This is a genomic window from Alkalimarinus alittae (assembly GCF_026016465.1).
Classification (GTDB): domain Bacteria; phylum Pseudomonadota; class Gammaproteobacteria; order Pseudomonadales; family Oleiphilaceae; genus Alkalimarinus; species Alkalimarinus alittae.
Map to the genome: position 1 here is coordinate 2,191,576 of NZ_CP100390.1, position 24,402 is coordinate 2,215,977.

General features: G+C 43.5%; 23 protein-coding genes and 1 pseudogene. 17 read left to right on the forward strand and 7 right to left on the reverse strand.

The features are described from left to right. Positions 1-109: 109 nt before the first annotated feature. The gene (locus NKI27_RS09950) at positions 110-415 is read right to left on the reverse strand and encodes a hypothetical protein (RefSeq protein WP_265045909.1); all 306 of its coding nucleotides are present in this window, start codon (positions 413-415) and stop codon (positions 110-112) included. A gap of 439 nt (positions 416-854) precedes the next feature. Here NKI27_RS09950 and NKI27_RS09955 point away from each other — a divergent pair, with 439 nt between their 5' ends. Then, positions 855-1,040: a hypothetical protein gene (locus tag NKI27_RS09955; RefSeq protein ID WP_265045910.1), complete on the forward strand. Its 186-nt coding sequence runs from the start codon at positions 855-857 to the stop codon at positions 1,038-1,040. Beyond that, positions 1,037-1,399, forward strand: a complete 363-nt coding sequence (locus NKI27_RS09960; protein ID WP_265045911.1) for a hypothetical protein — start codon at positions 1,037-1,039, stop codon at positions 1,397-1,399. The genes NKI27_RS09955 and NKI27_RS09960 overlap by 4 nt, the downstream gene beginning before the upstream one ends. Before the next feature lie 103 nt (positions 1,400-1,502). On the opposite strand, the gene NKI27_RS09965 is transcribed toward NKI27_RS09960, so the two are convergent. Continuing rightward, positions 1,503-1,628: a type II toxin-antitoxin system Phd/YefM family antitoxin gene (locus tag NKI27_RS09965; protein ID WP_265045912.1), complete on the reverse strand. Its 126-nt coding sequence runs from the start codon at positions 1,626-1,628 to the stop codon at positions 1,503-1,505. A gap of 370 nt (positions 1,629-1,998) precedes the next feature. Here NKI27_RS09965 and NKI27_RS09970 point away from each other — a divergent pair, with 370 nt between their 5' ends. Continuing rightward, on the forward strand, positions 1,999-2,172 hold the full coding sequence (locus NKI27_RS09970) for a hypothetical protein (RefSeq protein WP_265045913.1): 174 nt from the start codon (positions 1,999-2,001) through the stop codon (positions 2,170-2,172). Between the two features lie 434 nt (positions 2,173-2,606). Here the strand turns inward: NKI27_RS09970 and NKI27_RS09975 are convergent, their stop codons facing one another. The 3 genes from NKI27_RS09975 to NKI27_RS19430 are packed head-to-tail and all read right to left on the reverse strand — an operon-like array spanning position 2,607 to position 4,330. Next, positions 2,607-2,900 (reverse strand): hypothetical protein, encoded by a 294-nt coding sequence (locus NKI27_RS09975; RefSeq protein WP_265045914.1) that lies wholly within the window; start codon positions 2,898-2,900, stop codon positions 2,607-2,609. Then, positions 2,890-3,582: an IS66 family transposase gene (gene tnpC, locus NKI27_RS09980; RefSeq protein WP_265045915.1), complete on the reverse strand. Its 693-nt coding sequence runs from the start codon at positions 3,580-3,582 to the stop codon at positions 2,890-2,892. Before tnpC ends, NKI27_RS09975 begins: the two co-directional genes overlap by 11 nt. Further along, positions 3,536-4,330 carry an IS66 family transposase gene (locus NKI27_RS19430; protein ID WP_265045916.1) on the reverse strand — a complete coding sequence of 265 codons (795 nt, stop codon included), beginning with the start codon at positions 4,328-4,330 and terminating at the stop codon, positions 3,536-3,538. Before NKI27_RS19430 ends, tnpC begins: the two co-directional genes overlap by 47 nt. An 83-nt stretch (positions 4,331-4,413) precedes the next feature. Here NKI27_RS19430 and NKI27_RS09990 point away from each other — a divergent pair, with 83 nt between their 5' ends. From NKI27_RS09990 to NKI27_RS10020, 7 genes are all read left to right on the forward strand, one after another. Next, a complete protein-coding gene (locus NKI27_RS09990; protein WP_265045917.1) occupies positions 4,414-5,418 on the forward strand; it encodes an FtsZ/tubulin family protein in 1,005 nt (334 codons plus the stop codon). Beyond that, positions 5,411-6,436 carry a helix-turn-helix transcriptional regulator gene (locus NKI27_RS09995; RefSeq protein ID WP_265045918.1) on the forward strand — a complete coding sequence of 342 codons (1,026 nt, stop codon included), beginning with the start codon at positions 5,411-5,413 and terminating at the stop codon, positions 6,434-6,436. The genes NKI27_RS09990 and NKI27_RS09995 overlap by 8 nt, the downstream gene beginning before the upstream one ends. Positions 6,437-6,539: 103 nt before the next feature. Then, positions 6,540-7,535 carry a helix-turn-helix transcriptional regulator gene (locus tag NKI27_RS10000; RefSeq protein WP_265045919.1) on the forward strand — a complete coding sequence of 332 codons (996 nt, stop codon included), beginning with the start codon at positions 6,540-6,542 and terminating at the stop codon, positions 7,533-7,535. 99 nt (positions 7,536-7,634) lie between these two features. Continuing rightward, positions 7,635-9,719, forward strand: coding sequence for an AAA family ATPase (locus tag NKI27_RS10005; RefSeq protein WP_265045920.1), 2,085 nt, complete (start codon positions 7,635-7,637; stop codon positions 9,717-9,719). 175 nt (positions 9,720-9,894) lie between these two features. Then, on the forward strand, positions 9,895-10,305 hold the full coding sequence (locus tag NKI27_RS10010) for a hypothetical protein (RefSeq protein ID WP_265045921.1): 411 nt from the start codon (positions 9,895-9,897) through the stop codon (positions 10,303-10,305). A 228-nt stretch (positions 10,306-10,533) separates the two neighbouring features. Continuing rightward, positions 10,534-10,779, forward strand: a complete 246-nt coding sequence (locus NKI27_RS10015) for a hypothetical protein (RefSeq protein WP_265045922.1) — start codon at positions 10,534-10,536, stop codon at positions 10,777-10,779. Positions 10,780-10,956: 177 nt separating this feature from the next. Further along, positions 10,957-11,487, forward strand: coding sequence for a hypothetical protein (locus NKI27_RS10020; RefSeq protein ID WP_265045923.1), 531 nt, complete (start codon positions 10,957-10,959; stop codon positions 11,485-11,487). 83 nt (positions 11,488-11,570) lie between these two features. On the opposite strand, the pseudogene NKI27_RS10025 reads toward NKI27_RS10020, so the two are convergent. Beyond that, a pseudogene (locus NKI27_RS10025) lies at positions 11,571-11,955 on the reverse strand (integrase core domain-containing protein); the annotation flags it as partial. On the opposite strand from NKI27_RS10025, the gene NKI27_RS19435 reads away from it, so the two are divergent. Further along, on the forward strand, positions 11,943-12,197 hold the full coding sequence (locus NKI27_RS19435; RefSeq protein WP_406802309.1) for a hypothetical protein: 255 nt from the start codon (positions 11,943-11,945) through the stop codon (positions 12,195-12,197). The pseudogene NKI27_RS10025 and the gene NKI27_RS19435 sit on opposite strands and share 13 nt — an antisense overlap. Positions 12,198-12,404: 207 nt before the next feature. On the opposite strand, the gene NKI27_RS10035 is transcribed toward NKI27_RS19435, so the two are convergent. After that, positions 12,405-13,561 (reverse strand): IS3 family transposase gene (locus NKI27_RS10035; protein WP_265049475.1). Its coding sequence is split into 2 segments (ribosomal slippage): positions 12,405-13,315 and positions 13,315-13,561, totalling 1,158 coding nucleotides; the frame shifts between segments, so codons are not numbered across the junction. A gap of 62 nt (positions 13,562-13,623) precedes the next feature. On the opposite strand from NKI27_RS10035, the gene NKI27_RS10040 reads away from it, so the two are divergent. The 6 genes from NKI27_RS10040 (at position 13,624) to pglX (ending at position 24,395) form a co-directional block, all read left to right on the forward strand. Continuing rightward, on the forward strand, positions 13,624-13,857 hold the full coding sequence (locus tag NKI27_RS10040; protein WP_265049499.1) for a DUF4326 domain-containing protein: 234 nt from the start codon (positions 13,624-13,626) through the stop codon (positions 13,855-13,857). Between the two features lie 297 nt (positions 13,858-14,154). Then, positions 14,155-15,810 (forward strand): NUDIX domain-containing protein, encoded by a 1,656-nt coding sequence (locus tag NKI27_RS10045; RefSeq protein WP_265045924.1) that lies wholly within the window; start codon positions 14,155-14,157, stop codon positions 15,808-15,810. A gap of 237 nt (positions 15,811-16,047) precedes the next feature. Further along, entirely contained in the window at positions 16,048-16,629 is a 582-nt protein-coding gene (locus NKI27_RS10050) for a DUF1819 family protein (protein WP_265045925.1), read from the forward strand. Then, a complete protein-coding gene (locus NKI27_RS10055; protein ID WP_265045926.1) occupies positions 16,626-17,264 on the forward strand; it encodes a DUF1788 domain-containing protein in 639 nt (212 codons plus the stop codon). Before NKI27_RS10050 ends, NKI27_RS10055 begins: the two co-directional genes overlap by 4 nt. A 21-nt stretch (positions 17,265-17,285) precedes the next feature. Beyond that, positions 17,286-20,870 carry a BREX system P-loop protein BrxC gene (gene brxC, locus NKI27_RS10060; protein ID WP_265045927.1) on the forward strand — a complete coding sequence of 1,195 codons (3,585 nt, stop codon included), beginning with the start codon at positions 17,286-17,288 and terminating at the stop codon, positions 20,868-20,870. Further along, entirely contained in the window at positions 20,871-24,395 is a 3,525-nt protein-coding gene (gene pglX / locus NKI27_RS10065) for a BREX-1 system adenine-specific DNA-methyltransferase PglX (protein ID WP_265045928.1), read from the forward strand. It begins immediately after the preceding gene. Positions 24,396-24,402: the final 7 nt, after the last annotated feature.

Here is a 24,402-nt window from a genome sequence, read left to right on the forward strand (position 1 = left end):
TAGCTGCGGGTTTGTTCGTTCTGGACTTTCTTTATTAATCATATAACCCCTCGCTACAGGCATAAAAAAACCCGCTTAGTTGCGGGTTATTTCGTTGTGCGCTTGGTGTCTATGCGGCATCTTTAGCTTTAGTGGCTTTCTTGATTTCTGCTACTGAGTCTTCTGCTTCTTCGGATTCAACAGCTGCTAGTTCAGCTTCAACCTTGGTTGCGTTTTCCTTATCCCCAGTTTTACGATAAGCAGCTAGGCGAGCACGCTTTTCAGTACCGGTTACCTTACCGGCCAGCCGAATAAGTCTTTGCTGCCATTGGTATGTTCCATCGCTACGCTGGCGAGAGGTCAGTACCGCATTTAACCAAAGCGCATCAATGGTCGCTATGATTTGATCCGGCTGATTAACAAGCCCTAGAAACATCGCCGCCTGAGGTGACCGAACCGCAACCTTGTAGTCGAGTGAATTACTATAATTTGGCTGTTTTATCCCTATCTAGGCCAAACACCTAGGCGGAGTATTTGCAGACTTTTACGTTCTTCACTGTTACTTAAGTTGAAAACCTTGGAGGTTCCCAATGGAAAAAGTTAACAACTATATTGTTTTTATTAACACCTTTATTGTTAATGACAATATTTAGGTGGGGGAATCAGGCACAAAAAATAAGATTTTTTATAATGAGCAGATTTAAACATACATTAATCCATTTAACGGTAGCTTCATCGCTTTGTAGCGTAGCAACAACCGGCTTTTGGCTCCGGGTTATATTTTCGTTTCGTTGACTTATCAACACAAAACAGAACTGAAAAACAGCGATCAAACTCAATAGAAAAGTCTTTAGAGGTTCGTAAGCAAGTTTGAAATGACTCGAAAAAGAGCAGAAAATAAAGCGAACGTTCTTTATCGAGGTGAAGTTATGGAACCTATTAACCCTTTATACCTGATGGCTGGCTCTTTCCTTATTTTAGGAGTTGTTTTTGTCGTTATGTGGGTCATTGCTGCAAAGCATGACGCTAAAATTGAACAAAAAAAGAGAGGTGAACGATGAAAGAATTTACAGAGATTGAAGATATTGAACTGGTTTTACTTTCACTAGAAGACCTTGACCTTGATTGTGACGGGGTATCTGATCAGGCCAGTGTGATTCTTGATGAATACGGCATTTCTCATAAACGAATGGCTGGAACCGTCACTAATCAGGCGAGCGGTGATGTGGTTGTGCCGCATAGTTGGCTTGAGTTGGTAACGGGTGAAATTGTTGATTTTAGGTTGCGAAAGTGGCTTGGGGATCGTGACGAAGTGCCTCATGGAATCTTTGTTCCGCAAGAACAATTCAAGTATTTGGGCGAAGTTGATCAGCGGGAGCGGTACACTGAAAGAGACTGCTTTACAGAGGAATATTGCTAGCCCTCTTTTCGGCTTCCACTTCTGCAATCGCTTTATTCAAGCGCTCAGCATTTTTAGGGCTGGCCATAAGATAAGCTGTTTCTTCGTAGGCCTGAAAATCTTCCTAGCTCATTACTACGGCAGGTTTGCCGTTTTGACGGGTAATCAATATCGGCTTGTGGTTATCGTTCACTTTGTCCAGCGTGTCGGCCAAGTGGGTACGAAATTCGGAATAGCTTAGCGCATCCATAATTACTACCTTTTAACATTGTGCTCATATTGTACGCAATATTAGGGACATTATTTTTCCACATCAATTAGCTGAGTAGCATAAGCTGAAAAATCTACATCATTTAATCTCATTTAACGGGAGAAACATTAATTAATGAAAAATACATTAAAGCCCATTAAATTAGTTGGTCACTATTAACTATTTTTCACCCCAGCTTCAAGAAAAGATCTTTAATAACAAAAGCCCCATCGAGGGGGCTTTCGCCAGAATTTCTTCTGGTATCCAGACTCACCTTTACCGGAACTGCCGCGACCTTTTCAGGTAGTGGGATGCTATACTCAAAGCATGTCTGTTGCATCCTACGTAAATTCTAGAGGCGTTAGTTACTTTGAGCAAATTAGTAAAAACGGCATCTCATGCCGAGCTAGAGAGAACTAGACAAGAAGCACATGAGATCATATCCCTGCTTGCGCGTGAGCTGGCAGAGACGAACGATGATACTATCATGCTACCACTCGGTTTGGATGACGAGAGTGAAGAGGTGCTGGAAAGTGTGGAGTGATGCTTTGTTGCTTATTGCTTTGATCGCGATGGTCTTTTTTGCGCCGCTTTGTTTGCTTTATATGAATGCAGATAGGGTCGCTCGCATTTGGTTCAAATACGTTCGTAAAGAACCTGTTCCTAAAAAGCTCGAAAAATCTTCCTAGTTCATATGAAGTACTCCTTAATTGAACTATTTATACATTAGATCATTTTTACCATTGAGATTGTCTACTACGCTAGGGGCGATTCATATTTTCGCCGCCTAATCTCGTTCCTAATCTGGGTCATGAGCCTAGCTTTTGTTACAGTTTTATTAAAAGGACCGCTTTTTCCATCGCTTTTTTTGATCCATTTTTTCTATCCTGTTGAAATTAAGTATAAATAAGATATTTGCGAAGTAACCGGTCATTTTCAGGCGTCATTGCACTAACAGGAGTTTAATGCCCTTTAACCTCACGGCTCCAGCAGCATGACGATTCTGACGATCTCACGTAAGTCCTCTTCCTTAATGATCTGGTATTCATCATATGTGTTCAGCGTATACTGTGAGAGTATCCCGTTCATTTTAGAGAACCCGCCAAGGATCTTATGCCGGTGCTTTGATTTCAACCCTTCTAGGGCTAAACCTGCATATGCGCCTGCAACCAAGTGTCTCTTTTGCCAAAGCTCTAATGAGGAGTCAGAAGCAATCGCTCTGACTTTAGCCGCACTATCAGACCAGTCCTGGTAAACCTTTTTATCTGCCATTAGTTAAATTCTCCACATCTGAGCGCATTGGATTCGCTGCAAATTTTTCTTTCCACACCCTAGGGGTTAGTTCTCCAGCCTTACTGGCTGGATGGCAACTAATACGCTGTAAAACATCAATTAAGTAGTCATAAGGGTTAACGCCATGTAACTTGCAAGTCACTAGCAGGCTTTGAATAACACCAACCTGTTCCGCGCCAAACTCCGTCCATGAGAACAACCAGTTCCGACGCCCCATGGGGATCACACGAAGCGCCCGTTCAAGGTGATTAGTATCCATTGGCACATCAGGATCATTTAAGTAAACACGTAGCGCTGCCTCACGCTTCATTACATAAGCCAGGGCTTTGGATAGAGGGTTACCTTTCACCAGATCAATGCGTTGTCGCTGTTCGTGACACCAATTAAAAAACGCATCCACTACTGGTGTACTGTTTTGGTGACGATAATCCTGTTTTTCCTGGCCAGTTAATGACTGCTCACGAATGACTTTCTCATGCTCATACAGTCGGCTAATATAAGCTAAGGCAATCGCTGCGGCTTCTGGCTCTGCCTTTTGGGCATCATCAAAATACCGACGGCTATGTACCCAACATTGAGCATGACTTAATGCACTATTTTGCTTATTAAATCGTTCATAAGCACCGTGACCATCCGTGACCATCCGTGACCAATACGCCACTGAAGTCACCGAGTTGATCCAGGATATGCTGCATTCCCCGTGATAATGAAAAGGTGAAGCACACTTCGTCCTGATCACCATAAATGGGCCAGAAGTACGCTTTATTCATTTTTCCTTGTTTCTTGCGTCCGGCTTTTATGGGCGTTTCATCCATCGCCAGTACGCGACTGAGTAGGACGCTTTGCATCTGGGCTTGATAAATAGGTGTCAGGAGTTCAATGCTGCGTTTAACCAGATTAGTTAGTGTACTGCGGGCAACCTGAACCCCGTTTTGCTCTAACCGTTGATGCTGTCGATACAACGGGAGGTGATATAAGAACTTATCCAGCAACATACCGACTAAAAAGCTGACATCAGCAAAGCTTCGCTCTAGCACATTAGTGGGAGCCGGCGTTGTTGTTAATGTTCGGGTAGATTTTCTTTTCACTACCGGACGAGTGTACTTGAGTACGATTTGGGTACCAGGGAGCCCGAGCTGACCGAGTCGATAGGTGGTTTTAATGCTCTCCACTTCGTAATCATCGGCATCGGTTCCGATCAGTTCAGGGGCTGAAAGTGCAATCTCTTTGACGGGAACACTGTCATCAAAACGCAAGCCACTATCATCCGGGGAGCCTTCAAGGGCGTTTTTCTTAGCCTTCCCCCGCTGATAGGTCACTGTTTCCTTTTCGGAATTCGCTGCATTAAGGGGTTCTGGTAAGTCTTTGAGTAAATCGGCAATTGTATATTGGTACGGATTATCCGTCATATCACGCTTTTCGGATTTCTCACCAAATAACTGCCGTTTGAACCAGTCGAGCTGATGTTATTTCAACAAAGGATGAAATAACGATGTTTTATGAGTGCACGGATAATCACACTAGCATTTTGCCCGATATCAGAATTGTAGGCGTTGGCGGGGCCGGAATAAATATTCTAAACCAGATATGTACCAACACAGAAAATCTTTCTTTCATTGCCATGGATAGCTCAAAAGGCTGTATTGATGCAACTGAGTGGGAACAAAAAGTTATTTTAGGCGGGAGTCATCAAAAACTGGGTGGAGGTGGTAATCCGGAAAAAGGAAGACAGTTTGCCATGCAGTCTCTACACGATATCGAGCATAACCTTTCTGGGGCTGACATGGTTCTACTGGTAGCAGGTCTGGGAGGTGGGGTAGGTAGTGGAGCTTTACCGGTTATTGCTGATGTAGCTAAAAAAGTATGTAGTGTCGTGATATGTTTTACAGTAATGCCATTCCCCTTTGAGGGAAAAAAACGGAGCAATTTTGCGAGAGAAACCTGCCAAGCGCTTGAACACTTAGGCGTCGCAATTGCTGTGCTTTCCAATAAGCAAGTATTAAATAACTTTCCCCCGGAAACCCCCTTTTTAGAAATCATGAAAGAAATGGGGTATCAGCTGTCATCACTGGTGAGTAAATTCCTGAATATCATCATGACGAATGGCATGATTAATATTGATTTTTCAGATATGAAAACGATCCTGTCTGCACGCGGGCATTTATTTATTGGTAATCCTGAAAATGAAAAAACGACCTTATCTGAGGATTTAATTGAACAGGCTATGGATAACAAGGTTCTTGACCCCTTCCATTTATCGCAAGCAAATCGCGCTATTCTTTTAATCGAAGCAGGGGCTGAGTTTAATCTTGGTTGTCTGCATGACATCGGTGGGAAGGTTGAGGCCATCTCGCAAAAAGATATGAACCTGATTATGGGTGTTAATATTACTTCGAATATTAGGGATGGCGTGAAGGTAATGCTGTTGATGATGAGTGAATTTGAAACAGCTCATCAGACTTCTGAGATAACGTTAGTGAGTCAATGGCATGAGTGATGTGTTACTCCGTAGATTAGCCATTCTTAAGTCCATTCCTGTATACCCGCGCAAGGTATCTACCCGGCAGTTATTTAGTTACTTGGAAAATAATGGTTATAGCACAACGATTAGAACTATCCAGAGAGATCTCGAGTATTTGAGTGGCAGTGGAATATTTGGAATAGGGGTCGATAGTGACAGTAAACCAGCTGGCTGGTATTGGTTAAAAGAATCGAAAACCGTGATGTTACCCAACCTGGATATTCCTACGGCCATTGCGTACAAAATGATGTCGGGTGATGCGGCTAGACTTTTCCCTCAGTCAATATTAGGTCACCTGTCGCCTTTCTTTGAGCAAGCAGACCAGTTACTTAATAATCGAAGCGAATGGAATAATAAAATTGTATGGACAACGAGTGCAACGAAACAATACCTGAGCGGTGTTACCGATACCTGTTCGCGTGAGGCGATATATGAAGCATTGGAAAAGGGGGTATGTATTGCTGCTGAGTTTGGCCGTTTCTTTGGCTCTGCTGAGTTAAGATACATTCAGTATGATTGCATTCATCCTCTGGGTATATTGTTAAGTGAAAACATAAGCTATTTGATCGCCAGACTAGATGGTAGTAATAGAGTTTACTACTTTCCTGTCCATCCGATTAAAAACGTTGTTCTTATTAACATGAACATCACCTTTCCGGAAGGGGTTAATATTAAGGGTTTTATCGACAGGCATCCGTTAACTATCGTTTTTCAAAAGAATGTAGACTTAATTTTGAATGTTGATTGCAGACTGGCCAATTATCTCGTAGAGCACCCAATAGGTGAAGGTCAGCGTTTTTTAAATCTTAAGAATAAGAGGTATCAGGTTAGTGTTACTGCTGATGATACATCCACTTTACGTACCATGATGCTGAGCTTTGGTAGTTCGATGACAGTGATTAAACCAGAAAAACTGAAAGCCTTTATTCAAGTCGAGTTAAAAAAGGCTTTAGATGGTTATGTTTACGACAATCCAGGCCTTAATTCAGATTAAATTATCGAAATCACTTTAGCATACCTCACCACATAAATGTTGCGACATACTGTGTCGTTTTCTTAAATGTTAATATAGAAATTTATAGACACGGTAAGTCAAAATGTCATCAGCACTAAGAAAGCTATTGCTACTCCGATATATACCCAGAGAACCGAAATCAGTTTTTACATCTACTCTTCATACAAAGATAAACAATGAAGGTTATGCTGTATCAGAAAGAACCATTCAGCGAGATTTGGAAGAACTGAGTCTCCTGTTTTCTTTAAGCTCTGATGAGACATCAAAACCCTACAAGTGGTTTTTTCCACATGATACTGCTGTCATCGATATTCCCGGCATGTCACCACAAATCGCGTTAACATTTCTGTTGGTCAAAAAGTTTGCCAGTAACAGCTTTCCGAGTAGTGTACTGGAAAATCTGACCCCTTATTTTGCGCAGGCGGAGAAAGAGCTGGGCTCTTCAAATGATAACCCACTTGCACAATGGCCCGGTAAAGTGGAAGCCATCTCTGATGGCATGACCTTTCAGCCTCCGAGTATCAAGCCGGAAGTGATAGACGCTGTTTATGACGGGTTGTTGCATAATAAGTGCATAGAAGGACAGTACACGCCACGAGTTGGCGGTGTGTCAAAGTATTATAAAATCCACCCACTGGGTTTGGTGTATAGAGGTGCGGTCATCTATTTGGTATGCACTCTGTGGGAATACAACGATATTGTGCAGTTAGCATTACACCGCTTCGACTCCGTGCAACTAGATGATATAGACAGAAGCCAGCCTGCAGATTTTGATTTGAAGCGGTATGTCGATAAAGGCGGGTTCGGTATTCTAAATAATGAAGAGCAAATTGCCTTTGTCGGGAAGTTTCAAATGATGAAAGGTAAGCATCTTTTTGAGACGCCGCTGAGTATCGATCAGGTCATTGAAAGCGAGACGGATGACAGCTTTATCTTAAAGGCAACAGTACCCAACACTCAACATTTTCTGTGGTGGCTGATGAGCTTTGGAGAAAAAGTGGAAGTGTTAGAGCCTGACTGGTTAAGAGCAAAAATGATCGAAACAGCTAGTGCTGTGGTAGCCCTTTATAGCCAGTAAGCCATTTTGTAGCACTTTTGCAAAAGGTGAAATGTAGCGACATTATATGACGCACCTATGTGGATAATGGTTATATTATTCATGTGGGAGTATAACGTTATGGCTATTAGTCGCCGCTCACCAAGTCAGTCCAGCAATGCCGGTACAGTAGATCCGTTGATTCAACTATGGCTACTTCGTATTCTCGTTCCATTAGGTGGGTATCGTAAACTGGACTGCTTTGATTTCGACTCAACAGGCGAGGCACTGGGGCTTAAGCAATGGGTTGATCTGATAGATTTTGATCTAAAATCGGTTCGAAACGAGTTACGTCATAAACATAAAATCGCCGAGAGAAACTTTGGACAGGCTGGTACGCCGGCTTGTCTGGCAAGCAATGTAGAGCGCTTATCAGGGTTGGTGGGGCTATCCGATACAGATTGTCGCCTTCTTGAATTTGTAGTGCTCATCAATAATGAGCGTATTCTTGATGAAACGGCTGATTTGCTGGGTGACCTATCATCCGTGAAATTGTTTAATGCGCTATCTGAAATTTTACAGATACCGGTGAATCAAGTCCGCAACGCTCTAAACCCACAAGGCATATTGGCGCAATCGGGTTTGGTGTCGGTTGATCGAAGGGGCAGCTCTTGTCTACGATCAAAACTGGATGTGTTATCGAGTAACTTTGCCGACCAAATTTTCTCATCTGATGCCGACCCTGTCAGTTTGTTGCGTGATACTGTGTCAGTCAGTTCACCTCCGCAGCTAACGATTAAAGACTATGAACATATTACTGACGAATTGAATGTACTTAAACCTTACCTCAAAAAGTCTATAACCACTTCACGAGAAGGCGTCAATATCTTCCTTCATGGTGCACCGGGTACCGGTAAAAGTCAGCTAGTTAAGGTATTAGCCAAGATGCTGGGGTGTGAGTTGTTTGAGGTGGCCAGTGAAGACGAAGAGGGTGACCCGGTGACTGGCGAAAAACGGCTCCGGGCGTTCCGCGCGGCTCAAAAGTTCTTTGCTAATCAAAAATCACTTATTCTGTTTGATGAAGTAGAAGATGTCTTCAATGATGGCGATGAATTTTTCGGTAGAAGAAGTACGGCTCAAACTCGAAAGGCTTGGATTAATCGTATGTTAGAAGAAAGCCCAATACCTACACTATGGCTTTCCAATTCTGCCGCGTGTTTAGATCAGGCATTTATTCGTCGTTTTGATATGGTAATAGAGCTTCCCGTGCCACCCAAAAGGCAGCGGCAACGAATTATCAGCAAACGCTGCTCTGGCTTTCTGGACAAGCAAACCATTGAACGAATTGCAGAGTCGGAAGCGCTTGCGCCTGCGGTAGTAGCGCGTGCCGCATCGGTGGTAGAAACCGTACAGTGTGAGTTAGGTAGTGTCGGTGTGGCCTCAGCCTTTGAACTTATTGTGAATAACACACTTGAAACACAAGGGCACAAACCGGTTCGCAAACATGACCCTAAAGGGTTGCCAGATACGTATAATCCGGCTTTTATCCACTCTGACACAAATACCACTGAATTAGCCTCAGGTTTAGTCGCCAACAAAGCCGGCCGCCTGTGTTTATATGGGGCGCCCGGAACCGGAAAAACAGCCTATGGGCGCTGGATTGCTGAACAATTAGGCGCTCCTCTAATCATTAAGCGGGCATCAGACCTCATCTCGAAATGGGTTGGCGATAGTGAAAAGAATATCGCTCTAGCATTTAAAGAGGCTGAAGATGAGGGTGCAGTACTTCTGATGGACGAGGTGGATAGTTTTTTACAAGACCGCCGCGGCGCACAGATGAGTTGGGAGGTTACCCGGGTCAATGAAATGCTAACTCAGATGGAGTCATTTTCCGGGGTATTCATCGCGACAACTAACTTAATGGATGGTATCGATCAAGCCGCTTTGCGCCGTTTCGATTTGAAAGTAAAGTTTGATTATCTTAAACCTGATCAGGCATGGAAACTCCTGGCGCGACAGTGTAAATCTTTAGGACTTCCAAAACCTGCAGTAATACATAAACCGTCACTGGACGGTTTAATAAACCTGACACCAGGAGACTTTGCTGCGGTTGCTCGGCGTCATCGATTTCAACCCATCACTTCGGCAAAAGATATGATTGATGCACTGGCAGGTGAGTGCTCGATCAAAGAGGGCGTTAAACGCGCTATAGGCTTTACTCATTAGTCATACCAGTAGGTTCTATGTAACAGCGACGCTTCAGCGTTTTACGCATACAGCTTTAGGGAATTCATTTCACTTAATCAATAATAAATGTGTTTTGTTATTTTGGCGACAAAAGATGTCGCACCAATATACTACACTCATTCCTTGATCAATTTCGCAGGAGGCTTGGATGTTAATGGAATCTACTGATTTGTTAGTTGTAGCGTGCGACGATAATGGCAATTTGGTCATCAACTTTTCTCAATTATTTGGCTACCCATGCGTAGCCAAGCTAACGCCATGGGAAAATGGCATCTCATGGTCTGGCTCAGCAGAAACTGAAGATCAGGATATATCAGCTATTCACGAGCCGGGTATTCCATTTGTTGCAATCTGTTCAACTGAGGGGGCTGACTCCTGGTTGGAAACTTTTCCAGCTGGGTTGCAGCCAAAACTGGTGGAGTTCGAAGCAAAATATAGAGGCACTTTATATGCACTGCTATGGTGTATTAGTCGATCTCAGCATGCTCGCGAGCTATTTGAAAATTGTCCTCTTCTGGTATGGCTTGTGTTAATTCTCATTACCCTTGATACAATATACAAGTAGTATATTGGTATAACGCGACAATCAATGTCGGGCGTATATAATTTTTCTGAAGCTTTTTGACGACCCATTTCTCAAGTAAGCCATTGGGTTACTTACCGGTTATTTCTTTAAGCTATACTGATTAGAAAATGATTTTGAGGCAGTAAAATGGACTATATATTACATAAAATTTCGCTTTCAAATACCGAAATAAAATTTAACTCTACTGACAAGAAATATGAATATGAGATGCTTTTTGATAACTGTGTGTCGAGGTTAAACCTTGAAAAGCTATTCTCCGAAGGAAACCATTCTATAAGAGCAGAGTCCATGTGGTCGGATACGGGTGAAACATTCGAAGATAACTTCATTGTAAGAGATCGTATTCAGTCACCAAATTTTCCAGAATCCGATGGGTTTATTGTTTTTTCCGTTACTTGGTCATCCAGTTCAGCTACTGATGATGGATTTATTGTTGTGAAGATACTTGAATAGTTAGTTTATCCAGTTACCACATAACTACAGCTGTTAACAATAGTGATCGTGTTTGCGCTTGTTTTCAACATATAGCAGTCTTGCCCTCAGGCATAAGTTCGGCTCGGAACGGTTAAGAGGCGACCTTAAAAATCGTGAGAAATAACTAAAGCTAACTACCTTTTGGGGAGTAATCGAGTGACGAATAAATGGGGGGATTGGTTTGTCGATAACATCTCTTCCTTGGAGGAAAAACTTGGTTATATCCTTGAATTAAGACGAGTGCGAGAGCTATGGCTCCAAGGTGAGTTGTACTTGCTATCAAATGATGAACAGTGTTTTGATTTAAATAAGACAGGAATAGTTCCAGGTGGTGAGGTTGATATTGTTGGTGACTCACCTAAGATGATAGCGGAATTAAAAGTATGTGGTCGAGGCTATCACAAAAAGATGCTTAACGGTATTTCGCTTACTGAAGAATTGTCATCGAGAACTGAATTCACTCTCGAAAATATGAAACATCATGACGACAAAGAAGGCAGTATATTCAAGGATTTTTGTCGACTTGACGCTGTAGATTCTTCATATGAGAGATATATGATACTGGTGATACCTAAGCTGGTTGAGCAGGATACTCTTGGAACTATACTTGAGACGGTGAAGTTTCCAGGAAAAGAATTTACTCGTAAGCTTGAATACTTCGATATTCGAGTGTTTCAACTCACATAGTAGACTGGCAGGCCGTTAATTGGGATTGAAAAGTGTGTGATTCATAGACATCATTTCAACTTTCTTAGCTGCAGATCACGTTGTTAATTTGAAAGTTGAATGCGCTCATTTTCAGTTTTGTAGTCACCATTGACCTCTTCCCAAAGCGGAGTTTGGTCAATGTGTTCAAAAATAATCCATTGGTGTCTTGTCCTTGAACGAGCCATGCGCTCGCTGCCAGTTGTAGCAGTGCTGCCATTCATGAAAAGTTACATTTTCCAACTCATCTAGGTCCAAGTCTACGGTTGAATAGAACTCTTTTTTATCGGTTCTTTGAGAGCGTTCAATTTTTCCATTTAGGTGGGGTAAACCTGGTTTATTAGGACGAAATTTAATGCCGTATTCCATTAACTTAAGTAGGATCTTCTCGGCAAAGAATTCTGTCCCTCGAACGGTTTGAATATGCTGTATTGAGAATGGCATTTCCTCATTTTGTTGAAAAACATCAATCTCGACAGAAAGAGCTAGAGGTTGATTTATCTGAAATACCGGTTAAGCAGTGTAGAGCGCCTGCAAAATCGTTAGAGGATTGCTTGTTAGAGTCAAAGACCCGAAATGTGGCGATGGTTAAAGCATACAGTTCCGGGGGGTATACATTAAAAGACATTGCACAGCACTTAGAAGTACATTACTCAACAGTGAGTAGGGTGGTTGCAAAATGCAAGACCTGACTGACCCTAATTATGTAAGATTTAATGCGGTGACACGTCGTTAAGCAGGAGCCATTACAGGGTATTAAATACGATGAAAATCTATTTTTCACACGGTAAAGAGAGCGGCCCTTGGGGGAGTAAAATTAAACGCTTGGCGGAGATTGCCAAACACCATGGTTGTGAAGTGGACAGTATCGATTACTCAGATACTATGGACTGTTCTGGTCAACTCCAGCCGGACACTTTCCTAAAGGAATTCTCAAACTCAATTGGCGACTGATCAGCATTAGCTGAATGTAGTCGATCAACATTATAATATTTCATGTATTTTGTTACGTCTTCTTGCATATGTTCACGCGTTGGTTGCGGCACTTTAAGCAACCAATCATGTTTTAAACTACCGAAAAAACGTTCAACAACAGCGTTATCCCAGCACGCTCCAACATCACCCATGCTCGCACGACAATTTAACCTTTTCAATAAACGCCTAAAGCCATTACTTGTGTATTGAGAGCCGCGATCACTGTGGAATACCACCCCTTTTGGAGGTTTTCGCAAGTGATGTGCTTTTGTTAGTGCTTTCTCCACTAGATTACGCGTCATGCGCTTAGATATATGCCAGCCAACAATACGGCGTGAATATAAATCCATCACAATGGCTAGATAAAGCCAGCCTTCACCTGTCTTTAAGTAACTTACATCGCCAGCCCATACTTGATTTGGCCCAACAGGGTTAAAGTTCATGTTTAGCAGGTTGTCTGCAACACTATCGCTATGTTTTCGTTTTGTTGTGACTTTATAAGCAATACGCTGGGTCACAACTAACTTCAGTTTTTTCATTAATTTAATTACGCGATAACGCGTTACTTTAAAGCCTTCTTTGCGTAATACCTTAACAAGCTCTCGACTACCCAAGCTGTTTCGACTTGCTTGAAACAAAACTTTAGTACGTCGATACAAGCGCAGTGTTTCATCGTTTATTAATTCACCTGGTTTTTTTAACCAAGCATAATAAGCGGATGAACTAACCTGCATTGCTTGGCACGCTATTGATATGGTGTACTTTGTACCAAGCTTACTGATAAATGAATATTTTATTTCATTTCTTTCGCAAAGAAGGCGCTGGCCTTTTTTAATATCTCACGCTCCATTTGTAAGCGCTTATTATCTTTTCTAAGCTGAATCAGTTCTGCTCGTTCATCAACTGACAGCATTTCACCTGAAGCCTGCTTTTTGTGTTTTGCGACCCAGTTATATAAGATTTTGTCAGTGACGCCTAATGATGCGGCAGCCTCTACAACGGTATAATTTTGTTCGAGCACTAAAGCAACTGCTTCTTGTTTAAACTCGTCTGGATAACTTTTATTTGTTCGTTTAGTCATATTCACCTCAATAATAGGATTATATTCCATTATTAAAGTGTCCTGTTAATTCAAACACAACAATTGGTAGGGGCTCTTACTGGGGGAATCCTTATTCAATGTACGAAGAAGGAGACGATAGAGATGAAGTTATACGCAAGTATAAGTATGACTTTGACTTTGAAAAATTCCCGAACAAAGATAAGTCTGAAGTTTATAAGCTAGCAGGTAAGCGGCTTGGCTGCTTCTGTAAACCTCAGTCTTGTCATGGTGATGTACTCGCAGACTTCTTAAATTCGTGGGACGATGGGAAATAATAATTAGGTTTTCCAGTCTTATATCTGCTTTATCAATATAGCATTTGGTTAATTTGATCACTTAAGTGTGTTATTCATGTAGCACGGTCACATTACAACTAGTCTACCTATAATTATTTTGCTATAACTCTAGAGATATAAAGGAGTTACGCATAAAAGGCCACTTTGTCCTCTAGTTGACCTTGTAGATAAAAATCAAAATAACGACAATAGCTCGAAAGGTTTCCAGGATGAAGCCGCAACACCCAACCCATATGATCAGGAGGATCGATAGGGCGGTTACGAGAATAAGAGCAAATGAATTCAGGGATCAATTTAACCCTACAACAAATTTATGATCACCTTCCACTGTATGCAGAAGAAGGTGGTGATTTCACAATGGTCAATGTTAATGACCTAGTAAATCTAACAGGCCCCACTGATCAAACAGAAGCTTTAGCTTCTGTGGCAATTGTTCAGAATATATTCACGACGCTTGGGCTATTAGATACGCAATTACTGCAGCAAAATGTATGGCGTTTCTTGTCTTTTCCTGCCTCTCTTATGGCGCGATCATTACTCCAATCGTTAGCAGATAATGAACAGTCCCTATTTTCTAATGGTTTCTGGTTGCCACAAGACTCATCCTCTCCAGTGTCTGATCAACAACGAAACTTACTTCATTCACTGGAGTCTCAGCGAGAGAGCAATCATAGCGCCAATGCTAAACCTATTCGCTATGTCCATGTCGCATGGGGGCTAATTGTTTTAGATGGCAAAGTCCTACTAAGACATCGTGAAGACAAAAGCCGCCCAAACCAAAATAACTATGTATTAATAGGTGGCAGACTTTCCCAAAATGACCTGCGTGCAGCGGGCGATGAAAATGCCCTTAGGGTTTTGCAAAGCCCATTAGCCTCAGAAAACTCAACGGCAATTCAAATAGCCCTTCAACGCGAAATTAACGAAGAGGCAGGATTACATTCAGGTATTCATTATTCGTTTAAACCATGGCGGACGATAAAGCCATATCGTGCAGTGGAAGGAGCGGGTGCGAACCATGCATTAACTGAATATCGAATCAATGTTTTCCAAATTGAACTGACCCAAAATGGCCTATTCGAGTTATTGAATAATATTAAAAAAGATGAGCATTTAACCTGGTTCACTTTAGAAGAGTTTGCCCAGGCCAAAACAGCAGATGGCAAGATGGCCTATCTCGATGCATTGGTAAAAGATTTCGATACCCAAAGCAAGTGGAGTCAAGAAGTTAAAGGGTTGTCGTCTAGCTATACCGATAAATACGCATACGAAAAAGAGGCTGAGTCCGTTACCTTGCCTTTAGGCAATGAAGACTTTATAGAGCTTGGAAAAACAGGAAAAGAAAAACGACTTAATATAACGCTTACAGACACTGAAAAGTCGTTATTAATTGGTCTAAAATTGTTAGGCGAAAGTGAAAGCGCGAATGCAGATTTAATAAATATAGAGCTTGTTGGGCTAGGGTGGGTCAAGGCCATTGACCAATATGTTTGCAATGAACTTAAGCTACTGGCGTTAAAGTTAGCAATGGCAGATTTACCTTTAATTGAAAGCAGAAATGAAAGCTACTTTAGACTCGCAATCAAACCTGCGTATTGTTTTTTGAATGATTCTGCTTACCGCTTTAGCGTGGATATGGATGGACCTGGTATTACCTTGATCAGAGATGAGTTCGATACGCCTTTAGGCCGCTTTGAGCAACGAACACTCTTTATTGATACAAGTAAAAACCTAGCGGAAGAAATTGATCGCATCGCGACAAATAAAGATACTTACCGGCGCTTTGATGAGGAAAATTTTAGTAAGTTGATACGTCGGGACATACGGCCGAGCTGTAATCAGTTAGGCTTAAGAACCTTGGTTAGAACTGTATCAAAATCACGGGTTATTAACGCGACTTACATAGGCTTGTCTTTGCAAACTGTTGATTGATATAAATGATCGGAAAAGCACTTTTTACGTGGAGTCGTTTCCATAAGAATAAGCGGTTTGAAATTATTATGTATTCAAGCAAGCATCATTGCATAGATAAAACTGCAGAAAGTACAACGTAATAGGTATCGTGTGTGCTGAATTGATAGCAACAGGCTTAACAGGGTTTAAAACTAAAGTTTAGAGGACGAGTATCGTCCAATTATTCGTAATAAAGTAAATCAACAAGGATATTTAGTGGCAACTAAGTACAAAATCGGCTTCACCCGGCCAGCATTAATTAGAGAAACGGTTATCGTAGCGCAGCTGTATAACGAGTCCAAAAATTGGGCGCAAGTAAAGGCGGAGATAAGCCGGGATAACATGCTGCAAACTCGTACTGCGCGTTCGAGTGAAGTCATGCTGGGTGAAATTCAAAAGAGACTTTCACTGCTTACGGATGCGCAGATAGAGTTAATCGCTGCTGATTTTCCCCAAGATGTTCGGCAGTTAGTCTGGATAGCCATTTGCAAGCAATATCCATTCATCGGTGATTTTATAGTGGAGGTTGTCGTGCCAGCGCTTACAGGTGGGCGGCATGAGATTGGTCAAGATGATTACGGTTACTTTTTCAACTCAAAAGCAGACCATCACCATGAACTGGAAGAAGTTTCAGACAAGACTCGCTCAAATGCACGTTTAGCTGTTTTTCAAATGATGCGCCAGTGCGAGCTGCTCAGTGAATCTAATCAGATGATGCCTCAGATGGTTTCTAGCGCGCTTCAAAACAGTTCACCAGAGTCTGATTTAGCCTTTATTCCCGGAGCGATTCGTTTATGAGTCAGGTTTCAAACACCCCAACAAGACTGAACACAGTATCAGCCAAAAACTTAGCTGAAGTTCAGAGCCATCTGCTCAACGTGATCGCAAGCCAACGTTTTCTCAAAAATGAAGGGCTCAATAATGAAGTGCCTTTTCATATTTGTCCGTTTGAGCCAGATATCAGCCAAGACATGAGTCATGCAATTAAGCAGCTCAAAAATGAACTAAGAGACAAAGACGTCGGTGTACTTGAGATCAACCTGTACGATCTAGTGATTGAAATACTCAAGGATGAAGGCGACTGGGAATGGCTGATGGAAAACGAGACAAGCCTATCTCGCAACGAGCTCAAAGAAGAACTTCAGGGGATATTGGATACCGAAAGCGTGTTAATACCGGCCATTGTCACCAAAATGAAGGCCGCTAGTTATGACGTTATTTTTATTAGTGGAGTAGGTGAGGTCTTTCCATATATTCGCTCCCATAACATTCTTAACAACCTGCAGCGTGTCGCTAAAGAGCAGCCCACTTTGATGTTTTTCCCGGGCAAATATCAGCACTCTTTAGCAAGTGGCGCTTCACTGCGCCTGTTCGACAAGCTGACAGACGACAAATACTACCGTGCGTTCAATATACTCGACCGAGCGAACTGATCAGATTTTTTAGGAGCTATTATGCAGTTGGAACAACTATTTACCAAGCCTGTTGATCGCGCCATTGAGGGCGTTATCAAGGCCGATGACGATGTCAGTTTGTATATTGAACTCGATGAATACGTCATCACCAATGAAGTTGCCAAACGTCTGGACGGGTTTTTAGATGCCTACCTCAACTACGCTGGCGCTAACGGGGTTTGGGTTTCAGGCTTCTTTGGCTCTGGTAAATCTCATCTCTTAAAAATGTTGGCGTTGTTACTGCAGAATAAACCAATCGAAGGTGAATATTTCCCCCTTGATCTTTTTCTTAGCAAACACCCGTTCAACGAAGGCGGAATGCAGGCTGAAGACCTAAAACGTGCAGTTGCGATTCCTTCAGAAAGCATTCTGTTTAATATCGACCAAAAAGCTGATGTAATTTCAAAGGATGAGCTTGATGCTTTGGTTGCCGTTTTCGTCAAGGTATTTGACGAGCACTGCGGTTACTACGGCAAGCACCCCTATATCGCACAGTTCGAGCGTGAACTCGATGTCGACGGACAGTTTGATGCCTTTAAAACGGCTTTCGCAGAACAGGCAGGCAGAGACTGGGAGTCAGGACGTCAGCGTGCCAAACGCATGGCGCAGTATATTGATCAGGCTTATTCAAAGGTAACCGGTACCACGGTAAGTAATATTCTCGACAAATATCGCGATGATTATAGGCTCTCTATCGAAGATTTTGCTGAGCAGGTCAATGATTATGTAGAGTCTAAAGATGATACATTCCGCCTTAACTTCTTTGTCGATGAAGTGGGTCAGTATATTGCCGATAACATCAAGTTGATGACCAACTTGCAAACGGTTGCAGAATCTTTGGCAACCAAGTGTAAAGGCCGCTCCTGGGTCGTCGTTACGGCTCAAGAAGATATGTCTGCAGTGTTGGGCGATGGCGCACAACAGTCTAATGATTTCTCGAAAATTCAGGCGCGATTTAAAAACCGCATGAAGCTCAACAGTCAAGACGTGGCAGAAGTCATACAGAGGCGCTTGCTAGCCAAACGTCAAGAGTACATCAACGACCTCTCTGACTTGTTTCACAAGCAAGAAAACAACTTTAAAACCTTGTTTGACTTTGCCGATGGATCAGCCTCGTATCCAAACTTTAAAGATCGCGAACACTTTATTCAAAGCTATCCGTTCATTCCGTATCAGTTCACCTTGTTCCAGTCTGCTATTCAGAACCTCTCTCGTCATAGTGCCTTTGAAGGTAAAAATAGCTCTGTTGGTGAACGTTCAATGCTAGGCGTATTCCAACAGGTAGCGATTGGCATCAAGGGGCATCAATTAGGTGACTTAGCCACCTTTGATCTGATGTTCGAGGGCATTCGCACAGCGTTAAAAGGGGCTATACAGTCATCCATTCTGCGAGCAGAAAATACCTTAACCAATGACTTTGCCCTGCGCGTTTTAAAAGCGCTGTTTCTGGTTAAGTACGTCAAAGAGTTCAAGCCGACCGTCCGTAATATCTGCGTGTTAATGCAAACCAATTTTGAAACGTCGATTACGGCATTGAAAGCAGACGTTGAAGAAGCCTTGGCATTGCTTGAGAATCAGACGCTGATTCAACGTAATGGCGAACTGTATGAATACCTCACCGATGAAGAGCAAGATGTCGAGGCCGAGATCAAGAACACCGATATCGATACGCAAGCGGTTGCAGCAGAGCTTGAAAAACTGGTCTTCGATGGCGTTATCAAAAATCGAAAGATCCGCTGGGACGAGAGCGGTCAGGATTATGCCTTTACCCGTAAACTAGATGAAAACCAAATAGGTCGTGAGCATGAGTTGGCGATTCACGTAATTACATCATTTCTCGACTATCGTGATGCCTTCGAAAAGCACAAAACCGATACTGTTTATAACGACGAACTGCGAGTTGTCATGCCAGATAACGATCGCCTGATTCGTGATCTGATGCTTTACAAGCAAACCGAAAAGTATATTTCTCATGAGACGCGCACCACCCAGCAAGATACGGTTAAACGCATCCTGGCAGAAAAGGCCGCGCAAAACGGCGAACGCTATAACCAGCTGAAGACCCTTATATCGTCGCTGATGGGCAAGGCTGTCTATTTTGTTGGCGGCAAAGAGATCGAATTAGCGGGTGAAGACGGTCAAACCAAGGTATTTCGTGCGTTTATTGAGTTGGCGAAACAGACCTATCCCAATCATAAAATGCTTCGCGGGAAGCAATACCAAGAGAGTGAAATCGCAGGTATTTTGGCCAAGGGTGAGCAAGGCTTATTTGGTGATGAAACCATTCTGCCTGAAGCGCAGCAAGAAATGTTCTCTCATATTCAGAGTAACCATAGAGGAGGTATTCGCACCACGGTTAAACTGTTATTAGAGAAGTTCGAACGCAAGCCTTATGGCTGGTCGTACGCGGCAGTGCTTTGCACCCTAGCGCATCTCTGTGCTCGTGGAAAAATAGAAGTGCGCGAATCCACTAACTTGCTCGACGACTCAGAACTCGCCCGAGCGCTAATTAACTCGAATGTGCAGGGTAATCTCATACTCGACCCTCAAGTGGAGTTTACCCCAGGGCAAACCAAAAAGCTTAAAGCGTTCTTCAACGACTACTTCGACAAAGTCGCACATGCAACCGAAGCAAAGGCACTCGCTAAAGAAACCCAAGAGGCATTTTCGAACCAGAAGAGAGAGCTTGAACGACTTCACATGCAAGCAGAGCGTTATCCCTTCTTGCGAGCGCTCACTGTTGTTATCGATGAACTCGCAGGCTTAGACGCTAAGCCGTACCCATGGTTTGTGACCGAGCTGGTGCGCGATGAGGACAAATGGCTCGACGATTACAAAGATCGGGTAATCGACCCGATTGTGAGCTTTATGAAGGGTTCGAACAAAACTCAGCTTGATGACGCCAGCGGTCTGCTCAATGACCATAAAGCCAACCTGAGCTATGTGCAAACCGAAGAGCTAGAGGCCATCAACGCCACTTTGGTCGACCCCGCTATCTACAAAGGTAATGCGATTCAAGTGCTGATTAGCAACATGAAGACGCTAAAATCCAAGCTTGAAACAGCCATCGGTGACGAAAAAACAGCCGCTATCGGCAAAATAGAAAGCCTTGAGAGCAAGCTAACGCAATACAATGGCTATACAGAACTCAATGACGCGCATAAAGCGGCAGTGCAAGCAACGTTCGATACCGCCAAGAAAAAGGTGAACGATGAAAGCCTGATTGCCATGATTCGCGATACCGCGAACAATTTTGAAAATACCCAGTACATTGAGCTGCTGCAACAAATTGAAGACTGGAGTGCCCCCAAACCACAAGAGGAAGAACCTAAACCAACAAGCGGTAGAGGCGCAGGTTCAGGAGAGGGGACAGGAATCGGAGCTGGAACGGGAGGCACAACAGAACCAGATCCAGTGCCTTACGTAGCACCCAAACCTCAGGTGAAAATAGTAGGAGCGAGGGATTTAACGGTATCGTTCAGTAAACCCTTGCTAGAAACCGAGGCCGATGTAGACGCCTATCTCGAAAGCTACAAGCAAGCGCTTATGGACACCGTCAAACAAGGCAAGAAGGTACGTGTTTAAATGGATACAGCTAACCTAAAAAAATTCGCCCAAACCGCCCGCCAAGATTTAATAGAACAAGTCGGCAGTAAACTGGCATTTGTATTAAAACCAGAAAGCCCCGCGCGACGTGAATACCCAGGGGTGGTGAACGAGCTTGAAAAAGCCATGGCCGTACAAGGTAAAGCAGGCTTGATCGAACAGGTCGCCTACACCTGGTTCAACCGTTTCTGTGCACTGCGTTTTATGGATGTAAACGGCTATAACCGTGTCGGTGTGGTATCGCCCTCAGAAGGGCAAGTTCAACCCGAAATACTCGCCGAGGCGAAATCGGGTGTGATCGACGACACCCAAATTAACACGCGCACGGTTGAGCAGATTCGTGGCTTACTAAACGGCACCATTTCAAGCCAAGATGCGCAGAGCGAGGCTTACCGCTTGTTGATTGTTGGTTCGTGTAATGCGCTGTATGGCCGAATGCCCTATCTGTTTGAACGCATTCAAGACTTTACCGAACTTTTAATGCCCGACGATCTGTTATCAGAAAACTCGATCCTCGCTAAAATGCGCGGCGTGATGACGGCAGAGTCTTGCCAAGACGTTGAGGTTATCGGCTGGCTCTACCAGTTTTATATCTCCGAGAAAAAAGATCAGGTGTTTGCCGGGCTCAAGAAAAACCAAAAGATCACCGCAGAGAACATACCCGCAGCCACTCAGTTGTTCACCCCGCATTGGATTGTGCGCTACCTGGTTGAGAACTCGCTCGGCCGCCTGTGGATGCTGAATCGCCCTAACTCAAAGCTCACGGAGCAGATGGAATATTACATTGCGCCAGAAGAACCCGAGTCTGATTTTCTAAAAATCAGCAGTCCAGAAGAGCTTAAAATAGCCGACCCCGCAGCAGGTTCAGGCCACATGCTAACCTATGCCTTTGACTTGCTTTACGCCATCTACGAAGAAGAGGGCTACGACCCCAACGATATTCCCAGTTTAATTCTAAACAACAACCTCTATGGCATCGAGATCGATGAACGCGCAGGTGCATTAGCAACTTTCGCGCTAGAAATGAAAGCCGCCGAAAAGCTTGGTCGTCGTCGCTTCTTCCGCATGGATGCGAAACCCAATGTCTGTGTACTTGAAGATGTGAGCTTTTCAGAATCCGAGGTAGATGACGTAATCTCCATCGTGGGTAAAGATCTGTACACCGCCGATCTGCGAGAAACCCTCACACAATTTGAGCAGGCCAAAAACTTCGGCTCGCTGATCGTGCCAAAATTAAAAGACCCGGCTGAAACCGCACGGCTTATCGAAGCCAAGGATTTCTCGGGCGATCTGTTACTGAGTGAAGTGCATGCGCGTTTAGTCAAGTTACTACGCATGGCAGAATACTTATCGCCTAAATACCATGTGGTGGTGGCGAATCCGCCCTACATGGGAGGAAAGGGGATGAACGGAGTCTTGGCGAAGTGGCTTAAAGACAACTATCCAGATGTTAAGAGTGATCTCTTCTCGGCGTTTATCGTTCGTAATACACGGCTAACACTTCCATCTGGGCAGCTTGGATTTATGACACCATTCGTTTGGATGTTTATTTCGTCCTACGAAAAGCTGCGCGGCTTTATACTTAAACAGAAAACACTAACTAGCCTGATTCAGTTGGAGTACTCTGGATTCGATGGAGCTACAGTGCCAATTTGTACTTTCACGATGCAAAACAGTCACATGCCTACATTTCGAGGCGGCTATGTGAAACTATCGGATTTCAAAGGCGCTAAGAATCAAGCACCGAAGGCGCTTGAAGCCATCCAAAACCCAGACTGCGGCTGGTTCTACCGCGCCTCTGCCGAGGATTTTGGGATGATTCCGGGGAGTCCCACTGGTTATTGGCTGTCAGATGCTTCAATAATAAATTTTGAAAAGAAAAAGTCTTTAGGTGATGTATGTGAACCAAAGTCTGGTATGTCTTCATGCAATTCAGAGCTATTCTTGCGCCAGTGGTTCGAGGTTTCACTTAATGGGGTATTTAAGGATTGTAGCGGCCATGAAGAGTCACAAGACTCTGGGCTGAAATGGTTTCCTTACAACAAAGGTGGAGGAAATCGGAGATGGCATGGCTACAATCAAACGGTAATAAATTGGCACAATAATGGTTCAGAAATCAAACGATTTGTGGTCAATAATCCTAAAGACCCAAATACTACGCATTGGTCCCGTAGGTTGTTTAACTTAGAGTACTTTTTTGAACCTGGACTAACATGGTCAGCAGTTACTTCTAGTCGTTTTTCTTGTAGAGGTGTAGATAAAGGAGTCATACCTGGTACTGGTAGTAAAAGTATCTACAACCTTCCAAAAGATGTTGACCAAGGACGTTTGCTTTCGTTTCTCAACTCGAAGGTCGTTGACGAGTACCTCACAGTATTTTCACCAACACTTAACTTCGAAGCTGGTGATGTCGCAAAAGTGCCTATTCCGACCTCTGGACCAGTAGGGTGTCACGCTGTGCTAAGTAAAATATCTAAATCCGACTGGGACTCTCATGAGACTTCTTGGAACTTCAGCGCTGCACCGTTGCTTTCTCCCGACCATAGGGGGGAGATTCTAAAATGCACATACGAGTGCCTTCGAAGCTGCTGGCAGGGTATGACGGATAAAATGTATATATTGGAGGAAGAAAACAACCGTATCTTCATTGATGCTTACGGCTTGCAAGACGAACTCACGCCCGAAGTCTCTATCGAGGATATCACGCTGACCTGTAACCCCGCATACCGCTATGGCATTAAGGGAACAGAAGACGAACGCGAGGCGCGTTTAATGGCCGATACCATGGCCGAGTTCTTGTCCTATGCCGTGGGTTGTATGTTTGGGCGTTATTCACTTGATGAGCCGGGTTTAATTCTCGCGAATCAAGGCGAAACATTGGCCGATTATCTCGCTCGTATTCCAGAACCCACCTTTATGCCAGACGATGATAACGTCATCCCCATGATCGATTTTGAAGGTGACTGGTTCGAGGATGACATTAGCGAACGCTTCAAACAGTTTTTACGCGTGACCTTTGGTGATGAGCACTATACCGAGAACGTGGCGTTTATCGAAGAGGCTTTGGGTAAAAGCATCCAAAGATACTTCGTCAAAGACTTTTACAAAGACCATGTGCAACGCTATAAAAAACGTCCGATCTATTGGTTGTTTTCCAGTTCGAAAGGCACGTTTAATGCGTTGATTTATATGCACCGTTATACGCCTTCAACCGTGAGTGTGGTGTTGAACGAATACCTGCGTGAGTTCCGAACCAAGTTAGAAGCGCGTAAAGCCAACTACGAACACGTATCGATCAGCGCCAGCGCCTCGCAAAAAGAGAAGACCCAAGCACTTAAGATGATAACCAAACTGGACAAAGCCATTGACGAAGTGAACGACTACGAGCGCGAAGTGCTGTACCCACTGGCAGGTCAAAATATTTCAATTGATCTAGATGATGGAGTGAAGCACAACTACCCACTCTTTGGCACAGCGCTTAAGAAAATCACAGGATTGAGCTAAGGCACTA

Coding starts and splice junctions, on each gene's coding strand:
- NKI27_RS09950 (WP_265045909.1), bottom strand. CDS start 415: ATGTTTCTAGGGCTTGTTAATCAGCCGGATCAAATCATAGCGACCATT.
- NKI27_RS09955 (WP_265045910.1), top strand. CDS start 855: ATGACTCGAAAAAGAGCAGAAAATAAAGCGAACGTTCTTTATCGAGGT.
- NKI27_RS09960 (WP_265045911.1), top strand. CDS start 1,037: ATGAAAGAATTTACAGAGATTGAAGATATTGAACTGGTTTTACTTTCA.
- NKI27_RS09965 (WP_265045912.1), bottom strand. CDS start 1,628: ATGGATGCGCTAAGCTATTCCGAATTTCGTACCCACTTGGCCGACACG.
- NKI27_RS09975 (WP_265045914.1), bottom strand. CDS start 2,900: ATGGCAGATAAAAAGGTTTACCAGGACTGGTCTGATAGTGCGGCTAAA.
- NKI27_RS19430 (WP_265045916.1), bottom strand. CDS start 4,330: ATGACGGATAATCCGTACCAATATACAATTGCCGATTTACTCAAAGAC.
- NKI27_RS09990 (WP_265045917.1), top strand. CDS start 4,414: ATGTTTTATGAGTGCACGGATAATCACACTAGCATTTTGCCCGATATC.
- NKI27_RS09995 (WP_265045918.1), top strand. CDS start 5,411: ATGAGTGATGTGTTACTCCGTAGATTAGCCATTCTTAAGTCCATTCCT.
- NKI27_RS10000 (WP_265045919.1), top strand. CDS start 6,540: ATGTCATCAGCACTAAGAAAGCTATTGCTACTCCGATATATACCCAGA.
- NKI27_RS10005 (WP_265045920.1), top strand. CDS start 7,635: ATGGCTATTAGTCGCCGCTCACCAAGTCAGTCCAGCAATGCCGGTACA.
- NKI27_RS10010 (WP_265045921.1), top strand. CDS start 9,895: ATGGAATCTACTGATTTGTTAGTTGTAGCGTGCGACGATAATGGCAAT.
- NKI27_RS10015 (WP_265045922.1), top strand. CDS start 10,534: ATGCTTTTTGATAACTGTGTGTCGAGGTTAAACCTTGAAAAGCTATTC.
- NKI27_RS19435 (WP_406802309.1), top strand. CDS start 11,943: ATGGCATTTCCTCATTTTGTTGAAAAACATCAATCTCGACAGAAAGAG.
- NKI27_RS10045 (WP_265045924.1), top strand. CDS start 14,155: ATGAATTCAGGGATCAATTTAACCCTACAACAAATTTATGATCACCTT.
- NKI27_RS10055 (WP_265045926.1), top strand. CDS start 16,626: ATGAGTCAGGTTTCAAACACCCCAACAAGACTGAACACAGTATCAGCC.
- brxC (WP_265045927.1), top strand. CDS start 17,286: ATGCAGTTGGAACAACTATTTACCAAGCCTGTTGATCGCGCCATTGAG.
- pglX (WP_265045928.1), top strand. CDS start 20,871: ATGGATACAGCTAACCTAAAAAAATTCGCCCAAACCGCCCGCCAAGAT.